Raw genomic sequence first — 24,687 nt, forward strand, 5'->3', positions numbered from 1 at the left:
CTATGCCATGAAAAGCCTACACAATTATTTGCGGATTGTCATAAGACGTATTTTGCTTTGTCTGCTGCCGGTGATGGCCCTGGCCATTAGCGCCCGCGCGCAGTCAGTTGCTATAGATGCGGATAAAAAAGCAGGCTGTCCCCCTTTCCTGGTGAATTTCACCGCTACGCTGGATGCAGGCTACCAACAGATAGAATGGGATTTCGGGCTTGGCGCCAACGTTACCAACGACCCCGCCCCCTCTAAAACATTCCAGGACCCTGGCATTTATCATGTTAAATTAACAGCTACCTACGGCGCTAATACCATCGTCAAACAACTCGACATCCAGGTATATAACAAACCTGTTGTCAACTTCACCATCCCCAGCACCACCGGATGCGCACCCTTTATGGCTACATTCAGGGACCAGTCTGCACCGGGAGATGGCAGCATTGCGGATATTACCTGGGACTTCGGCGACGGCGGCGGCGCCACAGGCGCAAATGTTACCCACACCTACACACAGGCTGGCACTTACAATGTACTCAGCGCTGTAACTAACAGCTACGGCTGTACGGCTTTTAAAGGACCGGAACCTGTGAAAATACAAAGCGCGCCCACACCCGCTTTCTCCGCCGATAAAACACAAAGCTGTACTACGCCATTCACCGTAAACTTCTTTAACAACACTGTTAATAACTCGCCTGATCCGGTTACCTATACCTGGGATTACGGCGATGGCACCACCGGCACCGCCAATCAACATACCTATACCAGGGAAGGCCGCTTTACCGTGAAACTCACCGCTAACACTTCCGGCGGATGTTCCACACCACTTACCAAAACGGAATATATCGTAATTGAAAAAGTTAAACCTGGTTTTACTTTTTCCGCTCCCTGTGCAGATCAACCTGTTAACTTCACCAATACCACGCAACCCGTTCCTGACCAGGTGACCTGGGCTTTCCCCGATGGCACCACACAAACAACGGCAAACGCGGTGAAACAATTTACCACACCGGGCGATTATATCGTGAAAATGCAGGCTACCCTGGGCAGCTGCATGGAAGAGATCCAGCAAACCATTCACATAAATCCTTCTCCGCAAATTAACCCGGTAGCTACGCCACTCAGCGCCTGTAATACGCCCTTTACCACGCAGTTCAGCGCACAGTCCACCAATGCCACCGCATGGAACTGGAACTTTGGAGACGGCACTACTTCTACACTGGAAAACCCTTCGCACACTTATACCCGCGAAGGATCCTTTACGGTGAGCCTCACCGCCACCAATGCTTCGGGCTGCAGCAAAACTGTTACCAATCCCGGTTACATCAATATCGCCAAACCCAATCTGAGTATTTACCGCAGCGCAACGGAGGGTTGTATCCCTTTACCGGTCGACTTCTACGTAGAACTGGATGTTACCGATCCTATTGTCAGCTATCAATGGAATTTCGGAGATGGCAGTACTTCCACCAATGCAAGACCTAATCATATTTTCACCACACAGGGAACTTTCACCGTTACCATTACTGTAACTACAGCAAGTGGATGTACCGCCAGCGGCACCACTATTATTATGGCAGGAACAAGGCCAGTCGTGGATTTTGTGGCCACTCCCCTGAAATCATGCGCCAAAGACCCGGTGCAGTTCACCAACCTGTCTGTTCCCCGCGGCACTTCCTGGCTCTGGACCTTTGTGCAGGATAACAGTACCAGTACCGAAGAAAATCCTAATCATACCTTCAATGAAATTGGCAGTCATGATGTCATCCTGGTAGTAAACAATAATGGTTGTATTGAACAGCTAATAAAACGGAATTATATACAGATCATTCCACCCATCGCGCGGTTTGAAACCACACCGGATTGCGTGGATCCTTATCACCGGAAATTCACCGACAACTCTACCTTCGGGCCTATACCCACCGCGGTAAAAACCTGGCTGTGGGAGTTTGGTGAAAACGGCGCCACGTCTACCGATCAAAGCCCGGATTTCCGCTATCAGACAACAGGTCTGAAACAGGTGCGGCTTACCATCGACAATGGTATCTGTACTTCTACCACTACACAATCGGTGAACATCATCGATGAAAAACCAATCATTACTCCCGATAAGCCCAGAATATGCAGAGGAGAAAGCATCCATATTTCGTTAGGGCCGCTGAATAATGATAATATCAATGAATATAGCTGGGATTGGGGTGATGGCAGCGCCCTGCAAAATATACCAGCCTACAATTTTAATCCCGCCAATGGCATCACACATACCTACAACAAAACAGGCACCTTTACCATTAAGCTCACCATTACAGATAAAAACAGCTGTACCCGCGAAGCGCCGCCAATTACCATTGATGTAAACGGCGCTACACCTGATTTTGATTATACCGGTAAGAGATGTAAAGATGAGATTTTCAGTTTCACAGATAAATCCACCGTTAACACCGGCAACAGCATACTCAACTGGGAATGGGATTTCGGGGATCAGAGCAGTAAAGAGAATTACACCACACAACCCATTGATATAAAACATACCTATACTAACGCGAACGATTACACGGTTTCATTGACGGTAACCGATCAGTTCAGCTGTGTAGTGAAAGTACAGAAGGTGATCCGCTTCGACCGGGTGAAGGCCGACTTTATGGTACCATCCAATATCGCCTGCCTGGATAAGTCATTTACATTTGTGGATCAGTCGCAGGGCACTATCCAAAGTTATGCATGGGATTTCGGGGATAACACCACCGGCACAGGCAACAGGCCTGCAAAGGTTTACAGCGCACCGGGCCAATATAACGTAACGCTCAAAGTAACCACCCCTGCGGGTTGTACGGATGAAATTACCAAAGCAAATGTAATCAGGGTGCCGGATCCGAAAGCGTCTTTCACTATTCCGGATAACCTGGATCTGTGTCCGCCGGTGAAAGTATTATTCACTAACACTTCTACCGATTTTGTAAACTCCAGCTGGAATTTTGGCGATAACGGCACCTCCTCCAAGAATGATCCGGATGTACACATCTATGCACGGGCACGGACCTACGATGTAGTGTTGACAGTATACTCAGAAGGAGGATGCTCCAGCACCGCTACACTTCCAATTACCATCAAGGGGCCGGACGGCACCATGAAAACCACGCCAACACAGGGTTGTGTGCCGTTAGCAATCAGCATCAGCGCCACCTCTGTTAAAACCGACAGCTATATGTGGGATTTCGACGACGGTACGGTACTTACTTCTACCACTCCTGTATCCCCGGCGCATACCTATACCAAAGCAGGCATTTACTACCCGCGCGTATCCTTACTGGACAACCAGGGTTGCGTAGTAAAAGCAGCAGGAAACGATAAGATCATTGTGGATCAAACGATCGCTGACTTTATCACCAATGACTTCCAGGTATGCGGTGGCGGCGAGGTAACATTTACCAATAAGAGTAAAACGTTAACGAAAGATTCACTTGCGCTTGACTTTACCAATGCCTGGGACTTCGGCGTACCGGGTAATCCCGGCAACAGTGCTACTACCGTAAACGGTTTGTTTAATTATCCGCAGCCCGGAACAACTAATGTTAAACTGGTAGTAACCAGCGCCTATGGCTGTATAGATGAAAAGATATTGCCGGTGATAATTCCGCCGCAACCGGTGGCCGTAATCGCTCCTATTTCACCGCTTTGTGTGTCCGGGAAAATACAGCTATCCGGCAGCGACAGCAAAAATATACCAGGTACCAAATGGCTGTGGCAGGTAGGTACAGGGCAAACCTACGATGTACCTGTGCCACCGGAAATACTTTTAAACAGCACCGGCACCATACCCGTAGTATTAACGATCACTAATGCCGATGGTTCCTGTCCTTCGGAAACTACGGCGCAAATGACCGTACATCCTTCACCGGTATTAAATCCTTCTCCCACTACCGCTACTATCTGCCGTGGTGCGGCATTACAGCTGCAGGCAAATACCACCGCCAATGTAGCAGTAAACTGGACTGATTACAACATCTCAGATGTAGCCAGTGTATCGCCACAGGCAACGCCGGATATCGATACCATATACCGCGTTACCGCTACTAACGAATACGGTTGTACGAATACAGGCGAAGTAGCCGTTACTGTTACCCAGCCGTTTAAAATTTATGCACAGGATGCGGAGATATGTGCGGGCGAAAGCGTAAAAATGAATGCAGGGGGAGCTTTACGATATCAGTGGATTCCCGCCAGGGGATTGAACCGCGCGGATGTTGCCGACCCGGTTGCCAGTCCGGATGGTAATATCACCTACCAGGTAGTGGGTTATAATAACAGTACCTGCTTCACAGATACAGCGTTGGCCAGGGTTTACGTACGTGCGGTACCGGTAGTAAACGCAGGCCCGGATATGGTGATTGCCACCGGCTCTGTTATTCCGTTACCTGTTACCGGCAGTGAGGATATCATTAAAACTGAATGGACACCCGTAACAGGTTTAAGCTGCTACGACTGCCTAACGCCTACAGCTACCCCAACAGACGATATTACTTATCATGTAAAGGTAACCAACCGGTTTGGCTGTGTGAGCACCGATGAGGTGGCAATCAAGCTGGTATGCGATGAAGGCAACATATTCATCCCCAATACCTTTTCTCCCAATGGCGATGGCCAGAACGATATTTTCTATGTGCGGGGCCGCGGCATGCAGTCCATCCGCATATTCAGGATCTTCAACCGTTGGGGGCAACTGGTATTTGAGCGTACCGGTGTGAATACCAATGATCCATCGTCGGGATGGGATGGCCGCTACAAAGGCACCATCCTGAATCCGGATGTATTTGTTTACTATGTGGAAGTGGTGTGTGATAAAGGCGCTGTGAACCTGCTGAAAGGGAATATTACCCTTATCAGGTAGGAACACCGTCAACGGAATTTTTGATACGGATGTTGTTGATTTGCAGCTACTCTGCTGCATTTCCATCTTTCCTTTATTAAAAATTCCGAAAATCAAAAAGTTTATATATGTAATTTTTATTAATTTGTGTAGACATTCAGTCAATGGAAAACCTGTGTACCCTATGAAATACCTACAGGCAAAGTGTTTTTGGACATTACTGCTCCTTATATCCCTTTTGCAGGCAAACTGCTTACTGGCACAGAAGGCGGACTTTACCTATACCGCTTCGCCGGGTAACCTGTGTACACCGGTAACACTGACATTGAGAAATACCAGCACCGGCACTCCCCTCACTTATAACTGGGATTTCGGGGATGGCAGAACTTCACATGAAGAGCATCCGCAGGTAACCTATACCAGTGGCGGCCCCATAAAAATTACCCTGGAAGCAGTATATAAAGTAAGCGGCGGAACAACCACCAGTACCTATTGGCGGGATTTAGTAGTAGGTGCCACCCCCCAGGTTATTTTTTCGGCAGATGTAACAAAAAGCTGCAAAGTATTCACCGCTAATTTCACAGATGTCACCACAGGCGCGGCCAGTCGTACGTGGGATTTCGGCGACGGCACCGCGCCGGTTACCACCAGCAATGCTTATATACCACATCAATACACCCGCGCGGGTAAATTTGATGTAACCCTCACCGTTACTAACAGTAACGGCTGTACGGCCACTTTGAAAAAAGATGCTTATATCGATATTTCCCTGCCTCAGATTACAATGGCCACGCCATTATCCGGTTGCGTGCCTTATACCGCAGCATTTTCCGCTACTTCTACCAACGATATCAACGATCCGGTTGTATCCTGGGCCTGGAATTTCGGGGATGGCAACACACAATCCACTACCACCGGTAATGTAAATCACGTATATACGCAAACGGGCACTTACAACGTAGGCGTTACCGTTACTACACAGGGCCAGTGCGTGGTAACCTCCTCCTTTGATAAATTTGTACACACCGGCAATCCGCCTTCCAATGTAAGCTTCACCGTATCTCCTGCCAGTACCTGCGTAGGCGACCCCGTAAGATTGCTGGCTAACGCCAGCTTTGCAGATACCTACAGCTGGGATTTCGGAGATGGGAAAACGGAATCAGGCAGCAGCAACGATATCAGGCATTCTTTTAATGCCAATGGTACGCTTACCGTACAAATGAAAGCGGGCAGTAATGGCTGCTTCACAGCAGCGTCTCCGGTTACGGTAGATGTAACCGGCCCGGTGTCGCAATTCAGTGTAGTACGCGATTGTGCTGATAAAAGTAAATTCATCTTTACCAACAATTCTATCGGCACCAGCGCTAATTCCACCTATCAGTGGGACTTTGGAGATAATTCGCCACTGGTAAACACAATGGATGCGGTGCATAATTATACAACACCAGGCAATTATACCGTTCGACTTACTATCGGGGAAATAGGCAATAACTGCAACCATAGCAGTTTCCAGACGATCTATTATTTCCGGGCCGACTTTACCGCCGGCGTCAACTCCCTCTGCCGCGGAAGCAAAGCCACTTACGGCGTGCTGAATGTGCCACTGGGACTGGTTTCCAGCTACACCTGGCAATTCGGCGATGGTACCACCTTTACCACTACCGATCAAACCTACATAAAAACATGGGCCACTACCGGCACGTTCGATAACCAGCTCACCATTCGTTATAAAGATCCTGCTTACTGCGACGATATTGTGTATAAACCGGATGATATTGACATCCTCGCGCCACAGGCCGACTTTACCACTGGCCCGGTTACCTGTGCAGGCCAGGCAGTGAGCTTTATCAACAACACCATCACTTCTCCCAATATCCCCATTGCCAACTGGTACTGGGATCTGGGCAATGGATTGAGTTCCACCACTCAAACGCCGCCGGCCACCAAGTACAGCGCTTCCGGCGGACAGGCAGTGAAACTCGTGGTAACAGACGCCCGCAATTGCAGGGACTCCATCAGTAAAACCATCAACATTCATCCTACGCCGGTGGTGAAAGCATCTGCGCAGCAGCCAAAAATCTGTGAGGGTAACAGCGTTAACCTCAACGCCTTATCAGATGGCACCGTACAATGGCTCACCACTAACCAGCTCAGTTGTGTTTTCTGTACAGATCCGGTAGCATCGCCACTTGCAAGCACCCGTTACCATGTACAGGCATCTAACGTGTACGGATGTACGGTATATGATTCCACGGATGTAGTAGTGGTGCCCAAAGTAAATCTTGCTGTAAGTAATGATACTATTGCCTGCTATGGCACATCGGTACAGCTGAAAGCCACAGGCGCCACCATCTATAACTGGACGCCCGTTACCGGCTTAACCAACAACACTATCGCCAACCCGGTTACCACACCAATAGAAGACATCACTTACCAGGTAACCGGCACCAACGACGCCATTTGCCCGATGAGTGCACCGCTTTCCGTGAAGGTATCCGTAAAGCCGGTACCACAGGTAAATGCAGGGAAAGACCAGACCGTAATGGTGGGAGATATTGTACGGCTCATGGCCAGTGGAAGCCCGGACATCGTGAAATGGAAATGGAGTCCGGATGATTACCTCGATAACACCAGCTCTCCGTATGTAACGGCGGCTGTACGTAAACCCATTACCTACAGTATTACCGGTACTAACCAGTTCGGCTGTACGAAAAGCGATATCATGAACGTGGACCTCGTTTGCAACACCGACGTGGTGTTTATTCCAAATACTTTCAGTCCCAATGGCGACGGGCAAAACGATATCTTCTATCCACGCGGAAAGGGCATCAGCCTGATAAAGTCTTTCCGGATTTTCAACCGCTGGGGACAGGAAGTACATCACCGCGAAAAAATCAACATCGATGATATCAGCACCGGGTGGAACGGCTCCTTTAACGGCAAGCCGCAACCTTCCGATGTGTATATCTACTTTATTGAAGCATACTGTGATACCAATGAATTTTTCCAGATGAAAGGCAACGTAACATTACTCAGATAAATATTTTTAACCTGGCTAACATGAAAATCATATACCGCGTATTACTGGCGATAGTTTGCATCCCCTGTGCAACACCGTTGTATGCCCAGGATATACATCTGTCGCAGTTCTATGAAACGCCTATCCTCCGCAACCCTGCGCTGATAGGCATTTTCAACGGCGATGTGCGCGTGCAGGCAGTATATCGCAACCAGTGGAACAGCGTTACCATTCCTTACCAGACCGGTACTGTGAGTGGCGAAATAAAGTTTCCGGTAGGCCGCAGCAACGACTATGTGACTACGGGTTTGCAGGTAACCTACGACCGTGCAGGTACGTCCAAACTACAATCCACGCAGATCTTCCCGGCTATCAACTATCATAAGTCCCTCAATGAGGATAAGAGCAGTTTCCTCTCCGTGGGGTTCATGGGCGGCTTTGTACAGCGGCAATTTGATCCTACCAACATGACCTTCAACAACCAGTACACGAGCGGCCGTTTTGATCCGGCTTCCCCTACCGGCGAGGAAGGCAAGCTGGCGCTGAAAGGCTACAGTTACCTGGATGCCGGTGTGGGCCTGAGTTACAACAGCGTGATCGGGGAAGATGTGAATTACTTTATCGGGGCCGGCTACTTCCATTTTAACCGGGCTAAAATATCTTTTTATAACGATCAGAATATTGAATTGCAGCCGAAACTTACGTTCAACGCGGGTATTACGATACCGGTAGATGAACGGGTAAAAGTGATTGCACACTACAACCAGTTGCACCAGGGCACTTATACTGAATTTATCGGCGGTGCATTAATCGGTTATGGTTTGATGGACCAGGGGCTGGAATCAACCCGGGCTATTTATGGCGGGCTCTTCCTGAGATGGAATGACGCCATTATCCCTACTGTCAAAATTGACATGGATAAATACGAGATCGGAATGAGCTATGACACCAATATTTCCAAACTGAGAACTGCCAGCCAGACATTTGGCGGCTTTGAAATTTCATTGGTTTTCAAGGGATTTCTCAACAGCAGGAACTCGACACTGGAAAGCGTAAACTGTCCCAGATTTTAAATTATTATAAATCAATTAATTATGAAAATAAACTACCAAGCGTTAAAAATTACATAAAATATGCAGAAATGCTAACAAAATGGCCTGTGGTTTGTTATTTTTATGTAGAAACATGGGCGCTCGAGTGAGCTGAATTTATCAAACAAAAATTAGGAAATATTTGAAAAAAACTTTATTTTTATAATACTATGTGGAAAACCTCTACCCTGATTCTCATAATGGTTTTCAGCCTTTTTACCAGCATAGGTAAGGCTCAAAGCGATAAATCCCAACCTACTACGGAGGGGGGTAGCAAAATTGTGAAGCTATATCCCAATCCCGCTACTACTGTCATAACATTTGAAGTTCAACAACATAATAACGACCGCTTATACGATCTTATTGTATATAATTTCCTCGGAAAAAAAATAGATCAGTTAAAAGGCATCAGTTCCAAGACAACGGTGAGCCTGGATAATTATTATAACGGTCTGTATATTTTCCAGTTAAGAGATCAGCGGGGCAACCTGGTGGAATCCGGGAAATTCAATGTAGTGAAATAGATAATAGATATATCTGGCATCAAAATAAAAAAAGAAAAGTCACGATTTGCGTCGTGACTTTTTCTTTTTTATATCTTCTCTCATCAGGAAACTTCTACAATCAGGAATTTCAGATAAGTGGTATTCTCAATATTTCTCAGGATAGGATGATCCTGGGCCTGCGTCTGGAAAGTTACCTGGCGCAGTCTCTTCTTCGCATCTTTTGCGGCTGCATCAATGGTTTGCAGGAACAGGTCCGGCGATACCAGGTTGGTGCAGGACGCAGTTACCAGGAAACCTCCGGGCTTCAGCAGCTTCATCCCGCGAAGGTTAATTTCCTTATACCCTGTTACGGCTTTCGAGATATTTTCACGGCTTTTGGTAAAGGCCGGCGGATCCAGTATTACCACGTCGAACTTCTTCTCTTCCTTTGTCCATTGCTTCAGCTGATCAAACGCATTCACAGCCTGGAACCGGCAAATATCCTGCAGGTTGTTTAGTTCCGCATTTCTGCGGGCAGTAGCCACCGCTGTTTCGGAGATATCTAGTCCCAGTACACTTTTGGCGCCGTAAAAACCAGCGTGACAGGAGAAAGTACCGGTATAGCAGAAGGCTTCCATTACGTCGGCGCCTTTTACGATATGCTTAATTTCGCGGCGGTTGTCCTGCTGATCCAGGAAATAGCCCGTTTTCTGGCCGTTCACGATATCCACATGAAACCGCAAACCGTTTTCATTGATGATCAGATTTGTGTCGAAAGGCTCGCTGAGAAAGCCTTTCTGTTGAGTCATGCCTTCCAGTTCCCTTACAGGTACATCGTTTCTTTCGTAGATTCCTTTAGGTGAAAAAATGCGGTTGATGGCATCTACAATGGCATCTTTCCATTTCTCCATGCCCAATGCGAGCGTTTGAATAACGAAGTAATCGTTGAATTTGTCGATTACCAGTGCAGGCAAATCATCTGCTTCTCCATATACAAGACGGCAGTTTTCCACATAGCCCAGTTTCTGCCGGTACTCCCAGCATTTCAGGAGACGGCGGTAAAAGAACTCCGGGTTTATTTCTTCGTTCTTATCACGGGTAAGCAGTCGTACGAGAATCTGGGATTGAGGATTGATATAACCACGTCCCAGGAAAAAACCTTTATGTGTATATACATCTACAATATCACCGGCATTTACATCTCCTTTTATTTCGGCTACTTCATTACCAAAAATCCAGGGATGCCCTTGTAATACCCTGTTCTGTATCTGTTTCTTTAAAAAAACTTTAGTCATTTATTGTATTTCGAGGGGCAAAGGTAGCTATTTAGCGGTTAGCCTCCCGGTTTTCGCTTCAATTCTGCCTTTTTGTCGGCAAAACCGCTGTTGGCAAAGAAATTGACTGCATACCAGCGCAGACAATTATTACTTATTATGACAGAAAACGAAAAAGACATGCAGACAAACGGTCAGGCTAACACTGGTAGCGAAAACGAAAGCATGCCAGAAGAAAATATAAGCAATAGTTCAAATACGAGTAATGCGCCAGATGAAGTGACAGAACTGGAGAAGAAAGAAAAGGAAGTAAGTGAAATCCGTGATAAATATCTCCGGTTACAGGCAGAATTTGACAATTACCGTAAACGTACTGCCAAAGAACGTATAGAACTGATGCAAACAGCCAGTAAGGAAGTTATCATATCTTTGCTGGATGTGCTGGATGATACCGACAGGGCCGAAAAGCAATTGGAAAATACTACCGATGTTGCTGCCGTTAAAGATGGCGTAATGCTGGTTTTCAATAAACTGAGAAGTACCCTGCAAGCGAAGGGACTGAAGCCAATGGAGAGTATACACACCCCATTTGATCCGGATCTGCAAGAGGCTATTACCGAAATCCCTGCTCCTACGCCAGAGCTCGTTGGTAAAGTAGTAGATGTGCTGCAACCTGGTTATTACCTGAATGACAAGTTAATCCGTCATGCTAAGGTAATTGTGGGTAAATAATGACGATGTGGCATAATCTCTAAGGATGCCTATGCTAAAAGCTGACGTAAAGCAATATTTTTTACCGAACAAAAGCTGGTGCCTGCACCAGCATTAAGTGATTATTATAATGTCTACCAAGAGAGATTATTACGAAATACTGGTTGTTGCCAAATCTGCTTCCCAGGATGAAATTAAAAAAGCCTACCGCAAGGTGGCTATGCAGTTTCACCCTGACCGCAACCCAAATAACAAAGAGGCAGAAGAAAAATTCAAAGAAGCAGCTGAAGCTTATGAAGTATTAAGCGACCCTGATAAAAGGGCGCAATACGACCGTTTTGGCCATGCCGGCATGAATGGCAACCGTGGTGGTGGATATGGCGGTGGTGGAATGAACATGGACGACATCTTCTCCAACTTCGGTGACATTTTTGGTAACGATGATATTTTCGGCAGCTTCTTTGGTGGCGGTGGCGCCCGTGGTGGCGGTGGAAACCGTCGTGGACGCGGTACCCGCGGTTCTAACCTCCGGGTTAAGATCCGTCTTACCTATGAAGAAATCGCCAAAGGCGCCAACAAAAAAATTAAAGTAAAGAAATATGTACCCTGCCAGCATTGTGGTGGCCTGGGCGCAAAAGATAAAAACGCATTCCAGTCATGTAATACCTGTGGCGGTTCCGGCCAGGTAAGAAAAGTTACCCAAACTTTCCTCGGACAAATGCAAACCGTTACTACCTGCCCTACCTGTCATGGTGAAGGCCAGATCATTACCAGCAAATGCGGCCACTGTAAAGGTGAAGGCCGTATGTATGGCGAGGAAATGGTAAGCATCGATATCCCGGCAGGCGTTCAGGAAGGCATGCAGCTGAGCATGAGCGGTAAAGGTAACGCCGGCGAAAGAGGCGGCGCACCCGGCGATCTGCTCATCCTCATCGAAGAAGAACCACATCCGGAACTGCAACGCGACGGACTCAATGTGGCGTTCGATCTGCACATCTCCTTCCCCGATGCAGTGTATGGTACCTCCCTGGAAGTGCCTACCATCGACGGGAAAGCCAAAATTAAAATCCCTGCCGGCACACAGAGCGGTAAAATATTCCGACTGAAAGGCAAAGGATTCCCTTCCGTAAACTCTTATGAAAAAGGCGATCAGCTTATTCATGTGAATGTATGGACACCACAGCATGTAACCGCTGAAGAGAAAGAAATGCTCGATAAACTACAATCGTCCGATAACTTTAAACCAAACCCCGAAAAATCCGATAAAGGATTCTTCGAAAAGGTAAGGGATATTTTTAGCTGAGGATTTAACGAATAAAGCGGAGGGGAAGGTCTTCGGCTAAAGGCCGGAATCCTTCCCCTCCGCTTTTAATATCATATCATGGAACAAAAACTGCAGATGTTCGAAAACCGGCTGACGAAAGTTTTCCGGCATACATCCAAACTGGCCAGACGACAAAACATCACCTGCTACCGGGTGTATGATGATGATATTCCTGAATTTCCCTTCAGCATAGAAATGTATGAAGACCATGTTTACATCGCAGAGTACCACCGCAAACACGGCATGGAAGAAGATGCACACGAAGAGTGGCTCGATACCTGCCTGGAACTGATCAGCAAAGTACTGGAAGTAGCCCCCAATAAAATATGGGTTAAACAACGGCAACGTAAAGAAAACAGGAAAAGCCAGTACGAAAAACTGAGCCTGGAAAGCCATATCATGACGGCTTACGAAGCAGGCCTGCAGTTTAAAGTGAACCTTTCCGATTACCTTGATACCGGCTTATTCCTCGACCATCGCATTACACGCAGCATGATAAGGGAAGAAGTAAAAGATAAGAAAGTACTAAACCTGTTCTGTTATACGGGCTCCTTCTCCGTGTATGCTGCCGCAGGTGGCGCAGCAGAAGTAACTTCTGTGGATCTGTCCAAAACCTACCTGGCCTGGGCAGAAGAAAATATGAAGCTGAACGGGTTCGATAACCCGAAACATACTTTTGTACATGCGGATGTACTCCAATACCTCGACACCCTGAAGCTCAACACCTATGATCTCGTAATCATAGACCCGCCGACCTTCTCCAACAGCAAGCGGATGAAGGATTTCCTCGATGTACAGCGCGATCATGCGGATATGCTCAATAAAGTATTACTGGCTACCAAAAAGGATGGTGTTGTTTACTTCAGCAATAACTACCGCCGGTTTGTACTGGAAGCCGATAAGATCAATGCCTCCAGCATCAAGGATATTACCAATCAGACCTTACCTTTTGATTTTCAGCAGAAGATGATCAGGAAGTGCTACCGGTTAATAAAATAAGGGGTCAACGCTTTCCTTTACGCAACATTTTTACCATCTTCAGAAACTCCAGGCGATAGTTGCCTTTGTCGGCGCCCAACGCCCTGCGGGCAATATCGCTCACCATGCCTATATTGCCTTTACCGCAGTAGGAAGACTTGCGCAGTAACATACCGAATAAAGCCACCCCCGCGGCAAAGCGGCAATCATCGGATGCTTTATCAAAACTTTTCAGTTCCGCAGGAATTACACCGGGTAAATATTGCATCGCCGTATCCTGCGGATCACGCCAGGATATCTTTACCCGGGCCAGCACCGTATCGCCGGGAGCGGCTTCCGGTGCAGGGATAATCTCATACAACGCCACGGAACAATGCCCGCTGCCGATAATCCCTCCGCCAAACTCCCCCTTCTCCGAACTGTCGGCAGGCAGTATTTTGTTCTCATAACCAATAAGCCTATACGACTTTACAAGCGCCGGGTTAAACCATACTTCCGACTGCACATCGCGGGCAATAGTAAACAGGGTGCTGCCGAATTCGCGGGCAAATATTTTATTGGCTTCTTCCAGGTCATCTATATACGCAAAATTACCATTCCCTTTACTGGACAGGGATTGCAACTTTGAGTCTTTATAATTTTTCATCCCAAAACCCAGGCAGGTAAGCAATACCCCGCTTTCTTTCTGCTGAATGATCAGCTCTTCCATTTCACTATCGCTGCTGAGGCCCACATTAAAATCGCCGTCGGTGGCCAGTATCACGCGGTTATTGCCATCAGGAATATATTGCTCTGACGCAATCCGGTACGCCATTTTTATAGCGGCTTCCCCCGCGGTGGCGCCGCCGGCGCTGAGATTATCTATTGCATTGAGGATCTTTTCTTTCTGATCGCCGGGTGTAGCCGGTAAAAGGACGCCGGGTTCACCGGCATAGGCTACAATCGCTACTTTATCTACCGGGCGCAGATTATTCACCAGGATGCGGAAAGCCGCCTGTAATAAAGGCAACTTATTGGGCGTGCCCATAGAGCCGGAAACATCCAGCAGGAAAACCAGGTTGCTGGCGGGAAAGCTGTCTGTTTCCAATGCGCGCGCCCTGATGGCGATCTGCAGTAACTGGTGAGTAGTTTCCCAGGGGCAGGTGGTATAATTACTATACATGGCCATCGTTTGGCCAGCTAACGGTAACGGGTAATCGTAGTGGAAATAGTTGATCATTTCCTCAATGCGTACCGCATCCACCGGTACGGTTTCTTTCAGCCGGAGGAAGCGGCGGATATTGCTATAGGCGGCCCTGTCCACATCCAGGGCGAAGGTGGATACCGGGTGACTGGAGGTACGGACAAATTTATTTTCGTAGGTAGCGCCGTAAGTTTCGTTGTAAAAAGAGTGTATTCCCATACCGGTATTACCGTAATTGGGATTGCTGCTGTGCAGCAGTTTTGACCGGGCTTTGGCAAGGGCCACCGGGTCGGCATCTTTACGTAGAGGCGATAACGTTATTAACAGCCTGTCGTATTTGCGCACCGTTACCTGTTTGGATTGATAACCGCTTTGTGTGAGCAATAACGTGGCAGATGCCGTGGGGATTGAAATTTTAAAAAGACCGAAAGCGTTTGTGACCACATGGACTGTGTCATCCATCACCTTCACCTGTACTCCTGCAACGGGGCGATGGGATAAACTGTCTTCTACCGCTCCCGATACCCAGATTGTTTGCGCCTGCAGCCCTCCACCCCAGAAAAGAAAGAGTAAAAGGTACTTGAGCATGTATTAAGTTAAGATTTTTTCCGGGCAAGCGCCCGGAAAAAATAATTACTGCCCGGATTCCACCAGTTGATAAATGGCTGGCAGATTCCGGCCCAGGCCATCGTAATCAAGCCCGTATCCCAGCAGGAACTTATCCGGAACGGAAAAGCCCAGGTAATCTATTTTGATAGGATGTACCATCGCATCCGGCTTTGTAAGCAGGGCTGCTACGAGTAATTTTTTAGGTTGCTGATGCTCCAGTTGCGGCAGGAACTGGCTCATGGTGCGGCCGGTGTCCACAATATCTTCCAGGATCACTACGGTGCGGCCAAAGAGATCTTCGTCGAGGCCAATGGCCTGTACCACATTACCGGTGGATTTGGTGCCTTTATAAGAGGCCAGTTTAATAAAAGAGATTTCCGCCTCAATAGTGAGGTATTTAAACACATCTGCGGCAAACATAAAGGAGCCGTTGAGAATAGCGATAAATAAAGGGCGTTCCCCCTTCAGATCTTTGTTAATCTGTTCCGCCATTTCCTTTACCCGCTGCTGCAACGCCACTTCATCAATATAGGGCTGGAACTCTTTGTCATGCACTTTAATCACTGACATAATACTTCTGCATTTCCTTATTTAACAATCATCAGCAAAAAAAGATCGCTGCTTATTTATTTACCAGCAAACGCTGGCCGATTTTAATATCAAAACCCTGCAGGTTATTCCATTCCTGCAGCTGCGTAACAGAGCGGTTGTACATTCTGGCAATGCCATACAGCGTTTCCTTTGGCTGTACATCGTGGTATTGTGTACCGGACTTCTGTACAGGCGCAGGTGTAGCCGGCCGTGGAGCCGGTTGTGGCAGGGATGCCTTTGGCGTACCTGTATTTCCGGTGGTAGTTACCTGCCCGGCTTTTTTCAGGTCTTCTATCATGGCTACCGGCACACCACCCTGTTGTGGGGCTGGTTTTGTTTCCGGTACCGCAGCACCGCCTGCTGTGTTTTTAGCCACTTCTTCTTTAATGCCATCCAGTGCTTTACGGGGAGAAAAATCTTCCGGGGGCTCCTGGTCTTCTTCTTTCAGTACCCGGGTGTTTTTAGCCAGCCTGGGCGCCGCAGAAGCAAAGCCGTCGAGGGTTAACCGCTGACCGGCAGCAGGTTCTTCCCCTTCATTCATTTTATTACGGCGGCGCAACCATCTTAACTGTACCCCTTCTGCCTGGGCTACATCGTGCATGGTTTCCCCGTTAACAACATTGTGGTATTCTTTATTTCCCCTTTTGCTTTTCTTTTGTAAGAAGACGATCATATCCTTTGCGGGCGGATTGTCATTCTCCAGGTCGTTGTAACGCACCAGTTTACGGAGACGCATGTTACGCTGGTCGGCTACCTGGATCAGGGAGCTGCCTGCTTTTACATACACTGCTTTGCGGCCATTGATTTCAAAGATACCTTTGGGGTAGACCGTTTGTTTGGTAGTGGTAACCGGATTTTTTCTTCCGGGAGAAGTTTTGCTTCCTTTTTCCGTTACTTCTGCATACATCGTTCCATCGGTAGCAGCATCGCCGGCGGAAGGATCTTTCCCCATAGCAATCATGGTATATTGCTGGAGGTTATAATCTTCAATTACTTTGATCAGCTGTTGCGGGTAAGTTTTGTTGGTGGCGTATCCGGCCTGTTTAAGTCCAAAGGCCCATGATTTATAATCATCGCCATCAAACTGGAAGAGGAAAGCGTAGCGTGGATTGGCGTGCAGGAAATCGGAGTGATCGCGGTAGGAATCGCGGGCGGATTCATATACGCGGAAACATTCCTGCGCGGCATCGTCGTCGTATTTGATGGTTTTGCCAGTCCAGGTATTTTTACATTTAATACCGAAGTGATTGTTCGATTGTAAACACAAGGTACCGTTGCCGGACTGTGTTTCTATAATCCCCTGCGCCAGTTTAATGGCGGCAGGCACGCCTGAGCGGCGCATTTCCTCAATGGCTAAGTTTTTATAGGTGGCAATGTACTGCTGCGTTGTGATGTTCTGTGCGTGCAGTACGGTAACGAAGCCAATAAGAAAACTGACTACCAATAAGAATTTTCTTACTTGCATGTATGTTCGGATTTAATGGGCGTTTTATTTCTTCCTGATCATCAGTACACCATCCCGGATGGTGAGTAATACCTGTTCTGCACGATCATCTGCCAACACTTTTTCACAAAAACTGATCATGGCCTTTGCCTGGCGTCCCTGTTCATTTTCAGGCAGCAGCACCTGGCCGTGATACAACACGTTATCTGCCAGGATAAATCCACCGGGACGCAGTTTATCCCAAACCAGGTCGTAATACTGTTCATATCCGGATTTGTCCGCGTCAATAAACACCAGGTCGAATACTTCATCCAGTTGTTCAATAACATCGGCCGCTTTACCGATATGCATTTTAATTTTATCTGCATTCCCGCTTGCCGAGAAATAATGATGACAAAGTGTTTCCAGTTCTTCGTTGATATCTACCGTGTGCAATATGCCATCGGGGGCCAGGCCCGCAGCCAGGCAAATTGCTGAGTACCCGGTGTAAGTGCCCAGTTCCAGGATGCGGCGGGGCCGGATCATATGGCTTACCATACTGAGGAACTGCCCCTGTACCTGCCCGCTCAACATATGTGGTAGCTCTACTTTCAGATGTGTTTCCCTGTTCAGCTGGTACATCAATTCACTCTCCTGACTGGTATATTTTTCTGAATAGGCCTCCACTGCTGCCGGTATGAGCTCCATATATTAAAATTTCTGCAAAGCTAAGGAAAAGCGGCTAACTGACAGCCTGTTGCTTCCAACAGAAAAAGCGGATATATCCATAAACGTTATTCTGCCGGGTTTTATTCTATCCGGGTGTACGTTCATGTATATCCGCTTTTCCGGCCCGGAGGCAGGCTTTATCAGAAATTCGGTCTTAATTTATTGGTTGTATAGAAAACACGGAAATATTCCACCACTTCATCTGCGGTGTCAAATAATTGCAGCAGGTCGAGGTCTTCCGGGTTAATATTGCTTTCCTTTTCCATCATCACCGTGCGGATCCATTGCAGGAGGCCACTCCAGTACTCTCTACCCACCAATACCATAGGGGTTTCCTCCATTTTTTTGGTTTGTATGAGGGTGAGTACTTCAAAGAATTCATCCATGGTACCAAATCCTCCGGGCATCATAATGAAGCCTTGTGAGTACTTGGTGAACATCACTTTGCGGACAAAGAAATAGTCGAAATGAAGATTATTTTCCGGATCAATAAAACTATTGGGATGCTGCTCATGCGGCAGGCTGATATTGGCCCCTACTGATTTGCCATGTGCGGCCTGGGCTCCCCTGTTGGCCGCTTCCATCACACCCGGTCCGCCGCCGGTGATGATGCCAAAGCCTTCGTCTGCCAGGCGGGTGGCTATTTCCTGGGTAAGATCGTAATAGCGGTTACCCGGCTTCGTACGGGCTGATCCGAATATGGAAATGCAGGGTCCTATTTTAGCCAGCTTCTCAAATCCTTCAACAAACTCCGCCATAATCTTGAATATCTGCCAGCTGGAATGCGCTCTTGTTTCCGTCCAGTCTCTTTCTTTAAGATTCTTTATACTACTGTTCATGCGACTGCTTTTTTATTATCCTATAAAACACTTCCCCGTGCAGGCACGTGGAATGATGTAATTTATATAATAATTGGCTTACAGTAACAGCCATACGCATAAAAAAAGCAGGTAACTATATAGAAACCTGCTTTACATTTAACACGTTATGAACGTGCAGCGATGTTAAATAAACATCGCTGCAGAAACGTTGCTAATGCTGGCAATCAAAAAAATAAATAATGTTGAAATTTATTAAGATAGTACTATCGTTTTAATCAACAGATGTTCTCATAACGCTTAATCTCCATTAATTTATTAATTATTTAAGCAATAACCTAATTTAAATTTATCAAGGTTACGCAAAGGTATGCATGCCCGCCACTACTTCTTCTGCGAGTCCGAAAGACAATGTCATGCCGGCTCCGCCAAGACCGTTTACAATCGTTACATTTTTTTCAGGAGAGAACACCAGGTCTGTTTTACCATTGGTGAGTTTTGGATAGATGCCATGCCATTGTTCCTGGATAGTATACTCCGGCGCCTGCAAGAAAGTGTGCATATACTGCAGGATGAGATCATTGATAAATGCTTTATCAAATGGTTCGAAGTCCGGACCATATTCATGTGAGTCACCGATGGTGAGTTCACCTGCACCATTTTGAGAGATAAGCAGGTGGATGCCCCATTTCACATAATCCGGCATTTCCTGCGCGAAGCGTTGCTTCAAGGGTTCCAGCGTTTTGCAGCTTTCAAAGGCCGCATAGTGTCCCAGTGTTAAACCTGCGCACAGGGCGGGTCCCAGCTGCCAGTTGCCCGGTTGCGGGATGGTACGCATCATCTGCAGTTTGCATTTTTTCAGGGGAGCAGCTGCAAATTCAGCAGGGTAAAGCGTTTCAAAATCAGCGCCGCTGCATACAAACACTTCATCCACTTTCCAGCGCTCATCTTTTGTTTCTATGTAAGGCATGCTGATGCCATTTACCGCGGTGCCAAAACGAACCGTTACGTTGAGATGTTCTTCCAGGTGCTTTGCAATGGCAGCACTGGCCTGACGCGGATTCACGGTCATTTCGGAGGCACTCCATAGTGCGCCTTTCAACCCGTTTGTTTTAATAGCGGAGGTATATTTTCCTATTTGTGAAGGGGCAATCAGCTCACAGCTGTAACCATTACCCGGCGCGGCTTGTACAAATTCTTCCAATACCGCCAGTTCATCATTTTCATACGCGAGGTGCAGCGATCCTGTTTCCTGGCACTGCAAGCCGGTGGCTGCGGCGAGGTCTTTCCAGGTACGGCGGCTGCGCATAGCACGGTCGTGCATTTTACCCGCCGTTTGCCCGATGGGCCATACCAACCCGAAATTGCGGATCGAAGCGCTGATCGCTTTGCTGTTACGTTCAAATAAAACTACTTTTCTTCCTGTTGATGCCAGGTGGTAAGACATGGCCAACCCCACTATTCCTGCACCTATTACCGCTACATCTGCCTGTTGTTGTTGCATGATATAAAATGTAAAGTATGATTAAAAGATAGACAGTAGTTCATCCAGGGATGCTACCAGGTGGGTATGCGGCCCTTTCTCCAGTTCTTCGCGGCTATAGGCGCCGGTAGTAACGCCTATTACGTAGCGGCAACCTGCATTGGTACCTTCTTCCAGGTCGGAAATGGTATCGCCGGTTTTGGCCACCGATTGTATACTGCGGATTTCCAGTTCTTCCATAATCCGGTAAATCATATATGGATACGGACGGCCAAAAGGTACTTCATCGCTGGTAGCTACGGCATCAATGAGTCCTTTTTGCTGCCAGCCCACCCTTTCCAGGATCACGTTGGTAATGTCCCTGTCGAACCCCGTATCCAGCGCCACTTTAATGCCCTTTGCCTTTAACGCGGCAAATACTGCTGATACGCCGTCCTTTTCCCGTACCGCAGGATGTGTTGCATAATGCGCTTTCATATCCGCCACAAAACGGCCGTGTAGTTCAAGGACAAAGGCTTCATCACTATAACGGCTATCCTGCTGCTGCTGCAACAGGTAACGGATGGCATACGGTTTGGCGTATCCCATTACTTCATTTACCTGTTCCAGCGTTACGGTAACTCCCGCCAGCTTAATAGCCTGCTGTAACACCTTTGCTACATTGGATTCATCATGCAGGGTAGTGCCTGCAATATCAAAAACAACTAATTGTATTCCCATCTTTTTCCCGGTATTAATATGTGGCAAAGATAATGACTTACTAAAAATAAGTTTAGCCTTTATAAACATTTAACATGTGGTTAATACGCGGATGTTGTCTTTTTCAGGATCAGGCGGATTATACTGATTTTGTTGATTTGATCACTTTTGATTTTAAATGATTAAGGGAGATAAGCGAATAGATCCGCATATCTCCCTTAATTATTTATAAAATCTCTAAATCAGTATAATCAGCCTAATCCTGTTCCAGGACAATTTCCTATCGCCGAAGGCGATCCTCCGCTAGAAGCCAAGTCCTGCGCCCACCCTGTATATCAGGCTGTTGTTATAAGGCGAACGGTTGTCCTGGATCACATCATACAAAATAGAAATGCCTATACCTACCCTGCCACCAACGCTCTGGGTATAACCGGCGCCCACGAGTAAGCTGGGAACGCCATAGTTGGTTTTGAAGGTTTGTTTATCCCCGTTTAACGGGTAAACGGTGGAATTCTGTGTAACAAAATTATACTCCGGCTGGATATGTATAAATACCATTGGGATCGGATACACACGGCCCCAGATACCACCACCAAAAATAGTGTACTTATCCCGTTGAGCAACACGATCGTAATCCCACAGTTTATACTGGCCGTATTGTGCATTGATGTTAACACCTGCAGCGATATAATCAGAAAAACGGTAACCTACCAACGGGGAGATATCCACATTGGTAACATCGCCAAACACCATTCCCAGGGAACCTCCCAGTACCAGACGGGAAGGATCAAAACCCTTGCGGGTAGCGGTGTCCGTTTTATAATACTGCGCGTGTGCCAGCTGCACTCCAGCCAGAAAGAAAAAACATATGAGTAAACGTTTCATGATCAGATTTATTAAGTTTAACTATTTACCGGCAGAAAGGTTTAACAATCGAAAATTTTACCCCGGTTTAATATATTCTTCGGGTCAAAGATCTGTTTTATTTGCTTCATGAGTTGCATGGAGGTCTGATCAAAAATGATATCCATATAGCTTTTCTGCACCAGGCCAATACCATGCTCACCGGAGATGGTACCTCCCAATGTTTTCACCAGCTGAAAAATTTCCCGTATACCTTCCGTGAGGGTGCCGTTCCATTGTTCTTCCGTAAGGGTGCCACGGATAATGTTCACATGCAGGTTGCCATCGCCGGCATGACCATAACATACCGAGTGAAATCCATACCGGGCTCCTATTTCTTTTACGCCTTTCAGCAATACCGGCAGTTCCGCGCGGGGTACTACGGTATCTTCTTCTTTGTATACAGAATTTGCTTTTACGGCTTCTGCCACCCGGCGGCGCAGTTTCCAAAGCTCTTCTTTCTGCTGGGAGTCTTCTGCAAACAATATCTCCCCGATATCAAAACCTTCTACCACACCGGCAATGCCTTCCATTTCCTGCATCAGCACTTCCGGGTGGTTCCCGTCCACTTCTATGAGCAGGTGTGCCTGTATATCGTCTTCTATTTTAACAGCACTGCTTTGTACGTATTGGGTTACCCAGTCGATGGCGTCGCGCTCCATAAATTCCATAGCAGAAGGCGTGTAACCCGCGCGGAAAATAGCGCTCACCGCTTCGCAGGCACTTTCAGCGGAGCGGAAAGGAACCAGCATCAGCAGGTCTGTTTTAGGTAACGGAATTAAGCGTAATACAATTTTGGTAACGATGCCCAGGGTGCCTTCGCTGCCTACTACCAGCTGGGTGAGATTATAGCCGGTGGCATTTTTCAGTACATTGGCGCCTGTCCAGATCACTTCGCCGCTGGGCAGCACCATTTCCAGGTTCAGCACATAATCCTTTACCACGCCATATTTCACGGCTTTGGGGCCACCTGAATTTTCAGCAATATTACCGCCAATAAAACAGGTACCACGACTGCTTGGGTCGGGTGGATAAAACAGCCCTTTCTCTTTTACGGCGTTCTGTAATTCTTCTGTGATCACACCGGGTTCGGTGATTACCTGCAGGTTCCTTTCATCTATAAGCGTGATCCGGTTAAACCGTTCCATTGAAATGAGTACGCCGCCAAACTGGGCGAGCGCGCCGCCGCTGAGTCCAGTGCCGCCACCACGGGGAGTTACAGGCAACAGCTCTTCATTGCACAATTTCATGATACGGCTTACCTGTTCGGTAGTATCCGGCTTTACCACCACTTCCGGGAGATAATGCAGATCCTCGGTTTCATCCTGTGCATAACGGCTCATACTTTCTTCGTCGGCCAATACGTATTGCGCTCCGGCTATTTCGCGTAATGCCGCTACATGAGCGGCAGTTACTTTATTAAACGTTGTCATGGAACAAAAATAATCATAATGCCGGTTAGGTGGTAATATCCGGCCATTAAAAAGAAGGGCAAATCGTAGATCTCCTCGCATTGTTAAAAGTACGGTTGCTGTAAAGCCCCGTATAAACAATGCCTATTTCATAGGCGCCACGCCTGTTATTGGCGGCCGATAAACTGGAGGTAGTAATATCGTAGTTAAACATGAGTTTTATGGAGTTGAGCTGGTAGCCAACCAGGAAAACAGCCGCATCATTGGCGCGGTAATAAACGCCGCCATACAATTGCTGTACGCCGTCGCCGGAAAGATTATAGGCTGCATTGGCGCCCAGCATCAGTTCCCTGGCGCCGGCCTGTGTGGCATAATATGCCGCAGGGTTCAGGATCACTTTATCACTCATTTTCAAACTCGCATTCAGGAACCCGATATAGCGACGGGGAACCGTGTTGTTCCCATCAAAAAAGGTTTCCCTGGGTGTGTTGATATGTTGTACAGAGAAGCCCGCGTTTACATAAATATTATCGGTAGGAAAATAAGCATAATTGAGCCCTGCCTGCAGGTCGAAGTAATTAACGCTGCTTTGGGTGATGGGTTCCCCGGTGGGGATCTGCGAATCAAAGAACTTGCCATTCCACTGATCGGCGAACGTGAGCTTGGTGATATCCACCCGTTTACCGGCGGAACCTACGTTAAACCCTGCGGATAACAAGCTGCTGAAACCCAGGAGCTGGTGATAAGCGATGGAAGCGTATCCTTTGGTAGAAGTGAGGTTGCCGGCGCCGGCCACATCGCGGAGCAATACGCCCCCGATGCCTACCCAGCCATATTCCAGCTGATCGCGGAATAACTGGAAGTCGCCATATGCCGACATCGTCCGGTAAGGTATCGGAACGCTGGTCCACTGATCGCGGTAATTAAGGCCAATACGGTAGTTGCCGTCCGGAATAAAACCGGTATTGGCCGGGTTAGTTGTCAATGGCGAATTAAAAAACTGTGAAAAATGGAGGTCTTGTGCATACACTCCGTTCATTGAAACAATTAATAAAATTGCCAGACATGTTGATATTTTAACGATCTGATTCATGGCT

The 24,687-nt window shown here is 47.4% G+C and carries 18 protein-coding genes; 7 read left to right on the forward strand and 11 right to left on the reverse strand.

The window, feature by feature from the left end:
* Window positions 1–7: 7 nt before the first annotated feature.
* The 4 genes from V7S65_RS17255 to V7S65_RS17270 all read left to right on the forward strand — a co-directional run bounded on the left by V7S65_RS17255 (window position 8) and on the right by V7S65_RS17270 (window position 9,492).
* Window positions 8–4,879, forward strand: coding sequence for a PKD domain-containing protein (locus V7S65_RS17255; RefSeq protein WP_336387406.1), 4,872 nt, complete (start codon window positions 8–10; stop codon window positions 4,877–4,879).
* Window positions 4,880–5,042: 163 nt separating this feature from the next.
* Window positions 5,043–7,898, forward strand: a complete 2,856-nt coding sequence (locus V7S65_RS17260; protein ID WP_336387407.1) for a PKD domain-containing protein — start codon at window positions 5,043–5,045, stop codon at window positions 7,896–7,898.
* 20 nt (window positions 7,899–7,918) lie between these two features.
* Window positions 7,919–8,950 carry a PorP/SprF family type IX secretion system membrane protein gene (locus tag V7S65_RS17265; protein ID WP_111576690.1) on the forward strand — a complete coding sequence of 344 codons (1,032 nt, stop codon included), beginning with the start codon at window positions 7,919–7,921 and terminating at the stop codon, window positions 8,948–8,950.
* A 188-nt stretch (window positions 8,951–9,138) separates the two neighbouring features.
* On the forward strand, window positions 9,139–9,492 hold the full coding sequence (locus V7S65_RS17270; protein ID WP_079469322.1) for a T9SS type A sorting domain-containing protein: 354 nt from the start codon (window positions 9,139–9,141) through the stop codon (window positions 9,490–9,492).
* Between the two features lie 83 nt (window positions 9,493–9,575).
* On the opposite strand, the gene V7S65_RS17275 is transcribed toward V7S65_RS17270, so the two are convergent.
* The gene (locus V7S65_RS17275) at window positions 9,576–10,748 is read right to left on the reverse strand and encodes a class I SAM-dependent rRNA methyltransferase (RefSeq protein ID WP_079469323.1); all 1,173 of its coding nucleotides are present in this window, start codon (window positions 10,746–10,748) and stop codon (window positions 9,576–9,578) included.
* Window positions 10,749–10,886: 138 nt separating this feature from the next.
* On the opposite strand from V7S65_RS17275, the gene V7S65_RS17280 reads away from it, so the two are divergent.
* The 3 genes from V7S65_RS17280 to V7S65_RS17290 all read left to right on the forward strand — a co-directional run bounded on the left by V7S65_RS17280 (window position 10,887) and on the right by V7S65_RS17290 (window position 13,761).
* Complete coding sequence (locus tag V7S65_RS17280) at window positions 10,887–11,459, forward strand: nucleotide exchange factor GrpE (RefSeq protein ID WP_079469324.1); 573 nt, start codon at window positions 10,887–10,889, stop codon at window positions 11,457–11,459.
* Between the two features lie 109 nt (window positions 11,460–11,568).
* Entirely contained in the window at window positions 11,569–12,741 is a 1,173-nt protein-coding gene (gene dnaJ, locus V7S65_RS17285; RefSeq protein WP_079469325.1) for a molecular chaperone DnaJ, read from the forward strand.
* 78 nt (window positions 12,742–12,819) lie between these two features.
* Window positions 12,820–13,761 (forward strand): class I SAM-dependent methyltransferase, encoded by a 942-nt coding sequence (locus V7S65_RS17290; RefSeq protein WP_227024398.1) that lies wholly within the window; start codon window positions 12,820–12,822, stop codon window positions 13,759–13,761.
* Between the two features lie 4 nt (window positions 13,762–13,765).
* Here V7S65_RS17290 and V7S65_RS17295 read toward each other — a convergent pair whose 3' ends face one another.
* The 10 genes from V7S65_RS17295 to V7S65_RS17340 form a co-directional block, all read right to left on the reverse strand.
* Window positions 13,766–15,511 (reverse strand): YfbK domain-containing protein, encoded by a 1,746-nt coding sequence (locus V7S65_RS17295; RefSeq protein WP_336387408.1) that lies wholly within the window; start codon window positions 15,509–15,511, stop codon window positions 13,766–13,768.
* A gap of 45 nt (window positions 15,512–15,556) precedes the next feature.
* Window positions 15,557–16,102, reverse strand: a complete 546-nt coding sequence (hpt, locus tag V7S65_RS17300; protein WP_079469327.1) for a hypoxanthine phosphoribosyltransferase — start codon at window positions 16,100–16,102, stop codon at window positions 15,557–15,559.
* A 52-nt stretch (window positions 16,103–16,154) separates the two neighbouring features.
* Window positions 16,155–17,588 carry a glucosaminidase domain-containing protein gene (locus V7S65_RS17305; protein ID WP_336387409.1) on the reverse strand — a complete coding sequence of 478 codons (1,434 nt, stop codon included), beginning with the start codon at window positions 17,586–17,588 and terminating at the stop codon, window positions 16,155–16,157.
* A 24-nt stretch (window positions 17,589–17,612) separates the two neighbouring features.
* Window positions 17,613–18,254, reverse strand: coding sequence for an O-methyltransferase (locus V7S65_RS17310; protein WP_079469329.1), 642 nt, complete (start codon window positions 18,252–18,254; stop codon window positions 17,613–17,615).
* Window positions 18,255–18,415: 161 nt separating this feature from the next.
* The gene (locus V7S65_RS17315) at window positions 18,416–19,114 is read right to left on the reverse strand and encodes an LOG family protein (RefSeq protein ID WP_111576694.1); all 699 of its coding nucleotides are present in this window, start codon (window positions 19,112–19,114) and stop codon (window positions 18,416–18,418) included.
* Window positions 19,115–19,451: 337 nt separating this feature from the next.
* Entirely contained in the window at window positions 19,452–20,597 is a 1,146-nt protein-coding gene (locus V7S65_RS17320; RefSeq protein WP_079469330.1) for a TIGR03364 family FAD-dependent oxidoreductase, read from the reverse strand.
* A 21-nt stretch (window positions 20,598–20,618) separates the two neighbouring features.
* Window positions 20,619–21,296 carry a phosphonatase-like hydrolase gene (locus V7S65_RS17325; protein ID WP_336387410.1) on the reverse strand — a complete coding sequence of 226 codons (678 nt, stop codon included), beginning with the start codon at window positions 21,294–21,296 and terminating at the stop codon, window positions 20,619–20,621.
* Window positions 21,297–21,578: 282 nt separating this feature from the next.
* Window positions 21,579–22,160 carry a hypothetical protein gene (locus tag V7S65_RS17330; protein WP_111576696.1) on the reverse strand — a complete coding sequence of 194 codons (582 nt, stop codon included), beginning with the start codon at window positions 22,158–22,160 and terminating at the stop codon, window positions 21,579–21,581.
* Between the two features lie 41 nt (window positions 22,161–22,201).
* Window positions 22,202–23,611 (reverse strand): FAD-binding oxidoreductase, encoded by a 1,410-nt coding sequence (locus tag V7S65_RS17335; RefSeq protein ID WP_111576697.1) that lies wholly within the window; start codon window positions 23,609–23,611, stop codon window positions 22,202–22,204.
* Window positions 23,612–23,657: 46 nt separating this feature from the next.
* Window positions 23,658–24,683 carry a PorP/SprF family type IX secretion system membrane protein gene (locus V7S65_RS17340; protein WP_079469334.1) on the reverse strand — a complete coding sequence of 342 codons (1,026 nt, stop codon included), beginning with the start codon at window positions 24,681–24,683 and terminating at the stop codon, window positions 23,658–23,660.
* Window positions 24,684–24,687 lie beyond the last annotated feature (4 nt).

Source organism: Chitinophaga sp. CCNWYY40 (genome assembly GCF_037483205.1).
GTDB classification, from domain to species: Bacteria; Bacteroidota; Bacteroidia; order Chitinophagales; family Chitinophagaceae; genus Chitinophaga; species Chitinophaga ginsengisegetis.

What these genes read in the sequence shown, in the direction of transcription:
- dnaJ (WP_079469325.1), top strand. Translation starts at nt 11,569, where the DNA reads ATGTCTACCAAGAGAGATTATTACGAAATACTGGTTGTTGCCAAATCT.
- V7S65_RS17290 (WP_227024398.1), top strand. Translation starts at nt 12,820, where the DNA reads ATGGAACAAAAACTGCAGATGTTCGAAAACCGGCTGACGAAAGTTTTC.
- V7S65_RS17310 (WP_079469329.1), bottom strand. Translation starts at nt 18,254, where the DNA reads ATGGAGCTCATACCGGCAGCAGTGGAGGCCTATTCAGAAAAATATACC.
- V7S65_RS17305 (WP_336387409.1), bottom strand. Translation starts at nt 17,588, where the DNA reads ATGCAAGTAAGAAAATTCTTATTGGTAGTCAGTTTTCTTATTGGCTTC.
- hpt (WP_079469327.1), bottom strand. Translation starts at nt 16,102, where the DNA reads ATGTCAGTGATTAAAGTGCATGACAAAGAGTTCCAGCCCTATATTGAT.
- V7S65_RS17260 (WP_336387407.1), top strand. Translation starts at nt 5,043, where the DNA reads ATGAAATACCTACAGGCAAAGTGTTTTTGGACATTACTGCTCCTTATA.
- V7S65_RS17325 (WP_336387410.1), bottom strand. Translation starts at nt 21,296, where the DNA reads ATGGGAATACAATTAGTTGTTTTTGATATTGCAGGCACTACCCTGCAT.
- V7S65_RS17275 (WP_079469323.1), bottom strand. Translation starts at nt 10,748, where the DNA reads ATGACTAAAGTTTTTTTAAAGAAACAGATACAGAACAGGGTATTACAA.
- V7S65_RS17280 (WP_079469324.1), top strand. Translation starts at nt 10,887, where the DNA reads ATGACAGAAAACGAAAAAGACATGCAGACAAACGGTCAGGCTAACACT.
- V7S65_RS17315 (WP_111576694.1), bottom strand. Translation starts at nt 19,114, where the DNA reads ATGAACAGTAGTATAAAGAATCTTAAAGAAAGAGACTGGACGGAAACA.
- V7S65_RS17255 (WP_336387406.1), top strand. Translation starts at nt 8, where the DNA reads ATGAAAAGCCTACACAATTATTTGCGGATTGTCATAAGACGTATTTTG.
- V7S65_RS17330 (WP_111576696.1), bottom strand. Translation starts at nt 22,160, where the DNA reads ATGAAACGTTTACTCATATGTTTTTTCTTTCTGGCTGGAGTGCAGCTG.
- V7S65_RS17295 (WP_336387408.1), bottom strand. Translation starts at nt 15,511, where the DNA reads ATGCTCAAGTACCTTTTACTCTTTCTTTTCTGGGGTGGAGGGCTGCAG.
- V7S65_RS17320 (WP_079469330.1), bottom strand. Translation starts at nt 20,597, where the DNA reads ATGCAACAACAACAGGCAGATGTAGCGGTAATAGGTGCAGGAATAGTG.
- V7S65_RS17335 (WP_111576697.1), bottom strand. Translation starts at nt 23,611, where the DNA reads ATGACAACGTTTAATAAAGTAACTGCCGCTCATGTAGCGGCATTACGC.
- V7S65_RS17270 (WP_079469322.1), top strand. Translation starts at nt 9,139, where the DNA reads ATGTGGAAAACCTCTACCCTGATTCTCATAATGGTTTTCAGCCTTTTT.
- V7S65_RS17265 (WP_111576690.1), top strand. Translation starts at nt 7,919, where the DNA reads ATGAAAATCATATACCGCGTATTACTGGCGATAGTTTGCATCCCCTGT.
- V7S65_RS17340 (WP_079469334.1), bottom strand. Translation starts at nt 24,683, where the DNA reads ATGAATCAGATCGTTAAAATATCAACATGTCTGGCAATTTTATTAATT.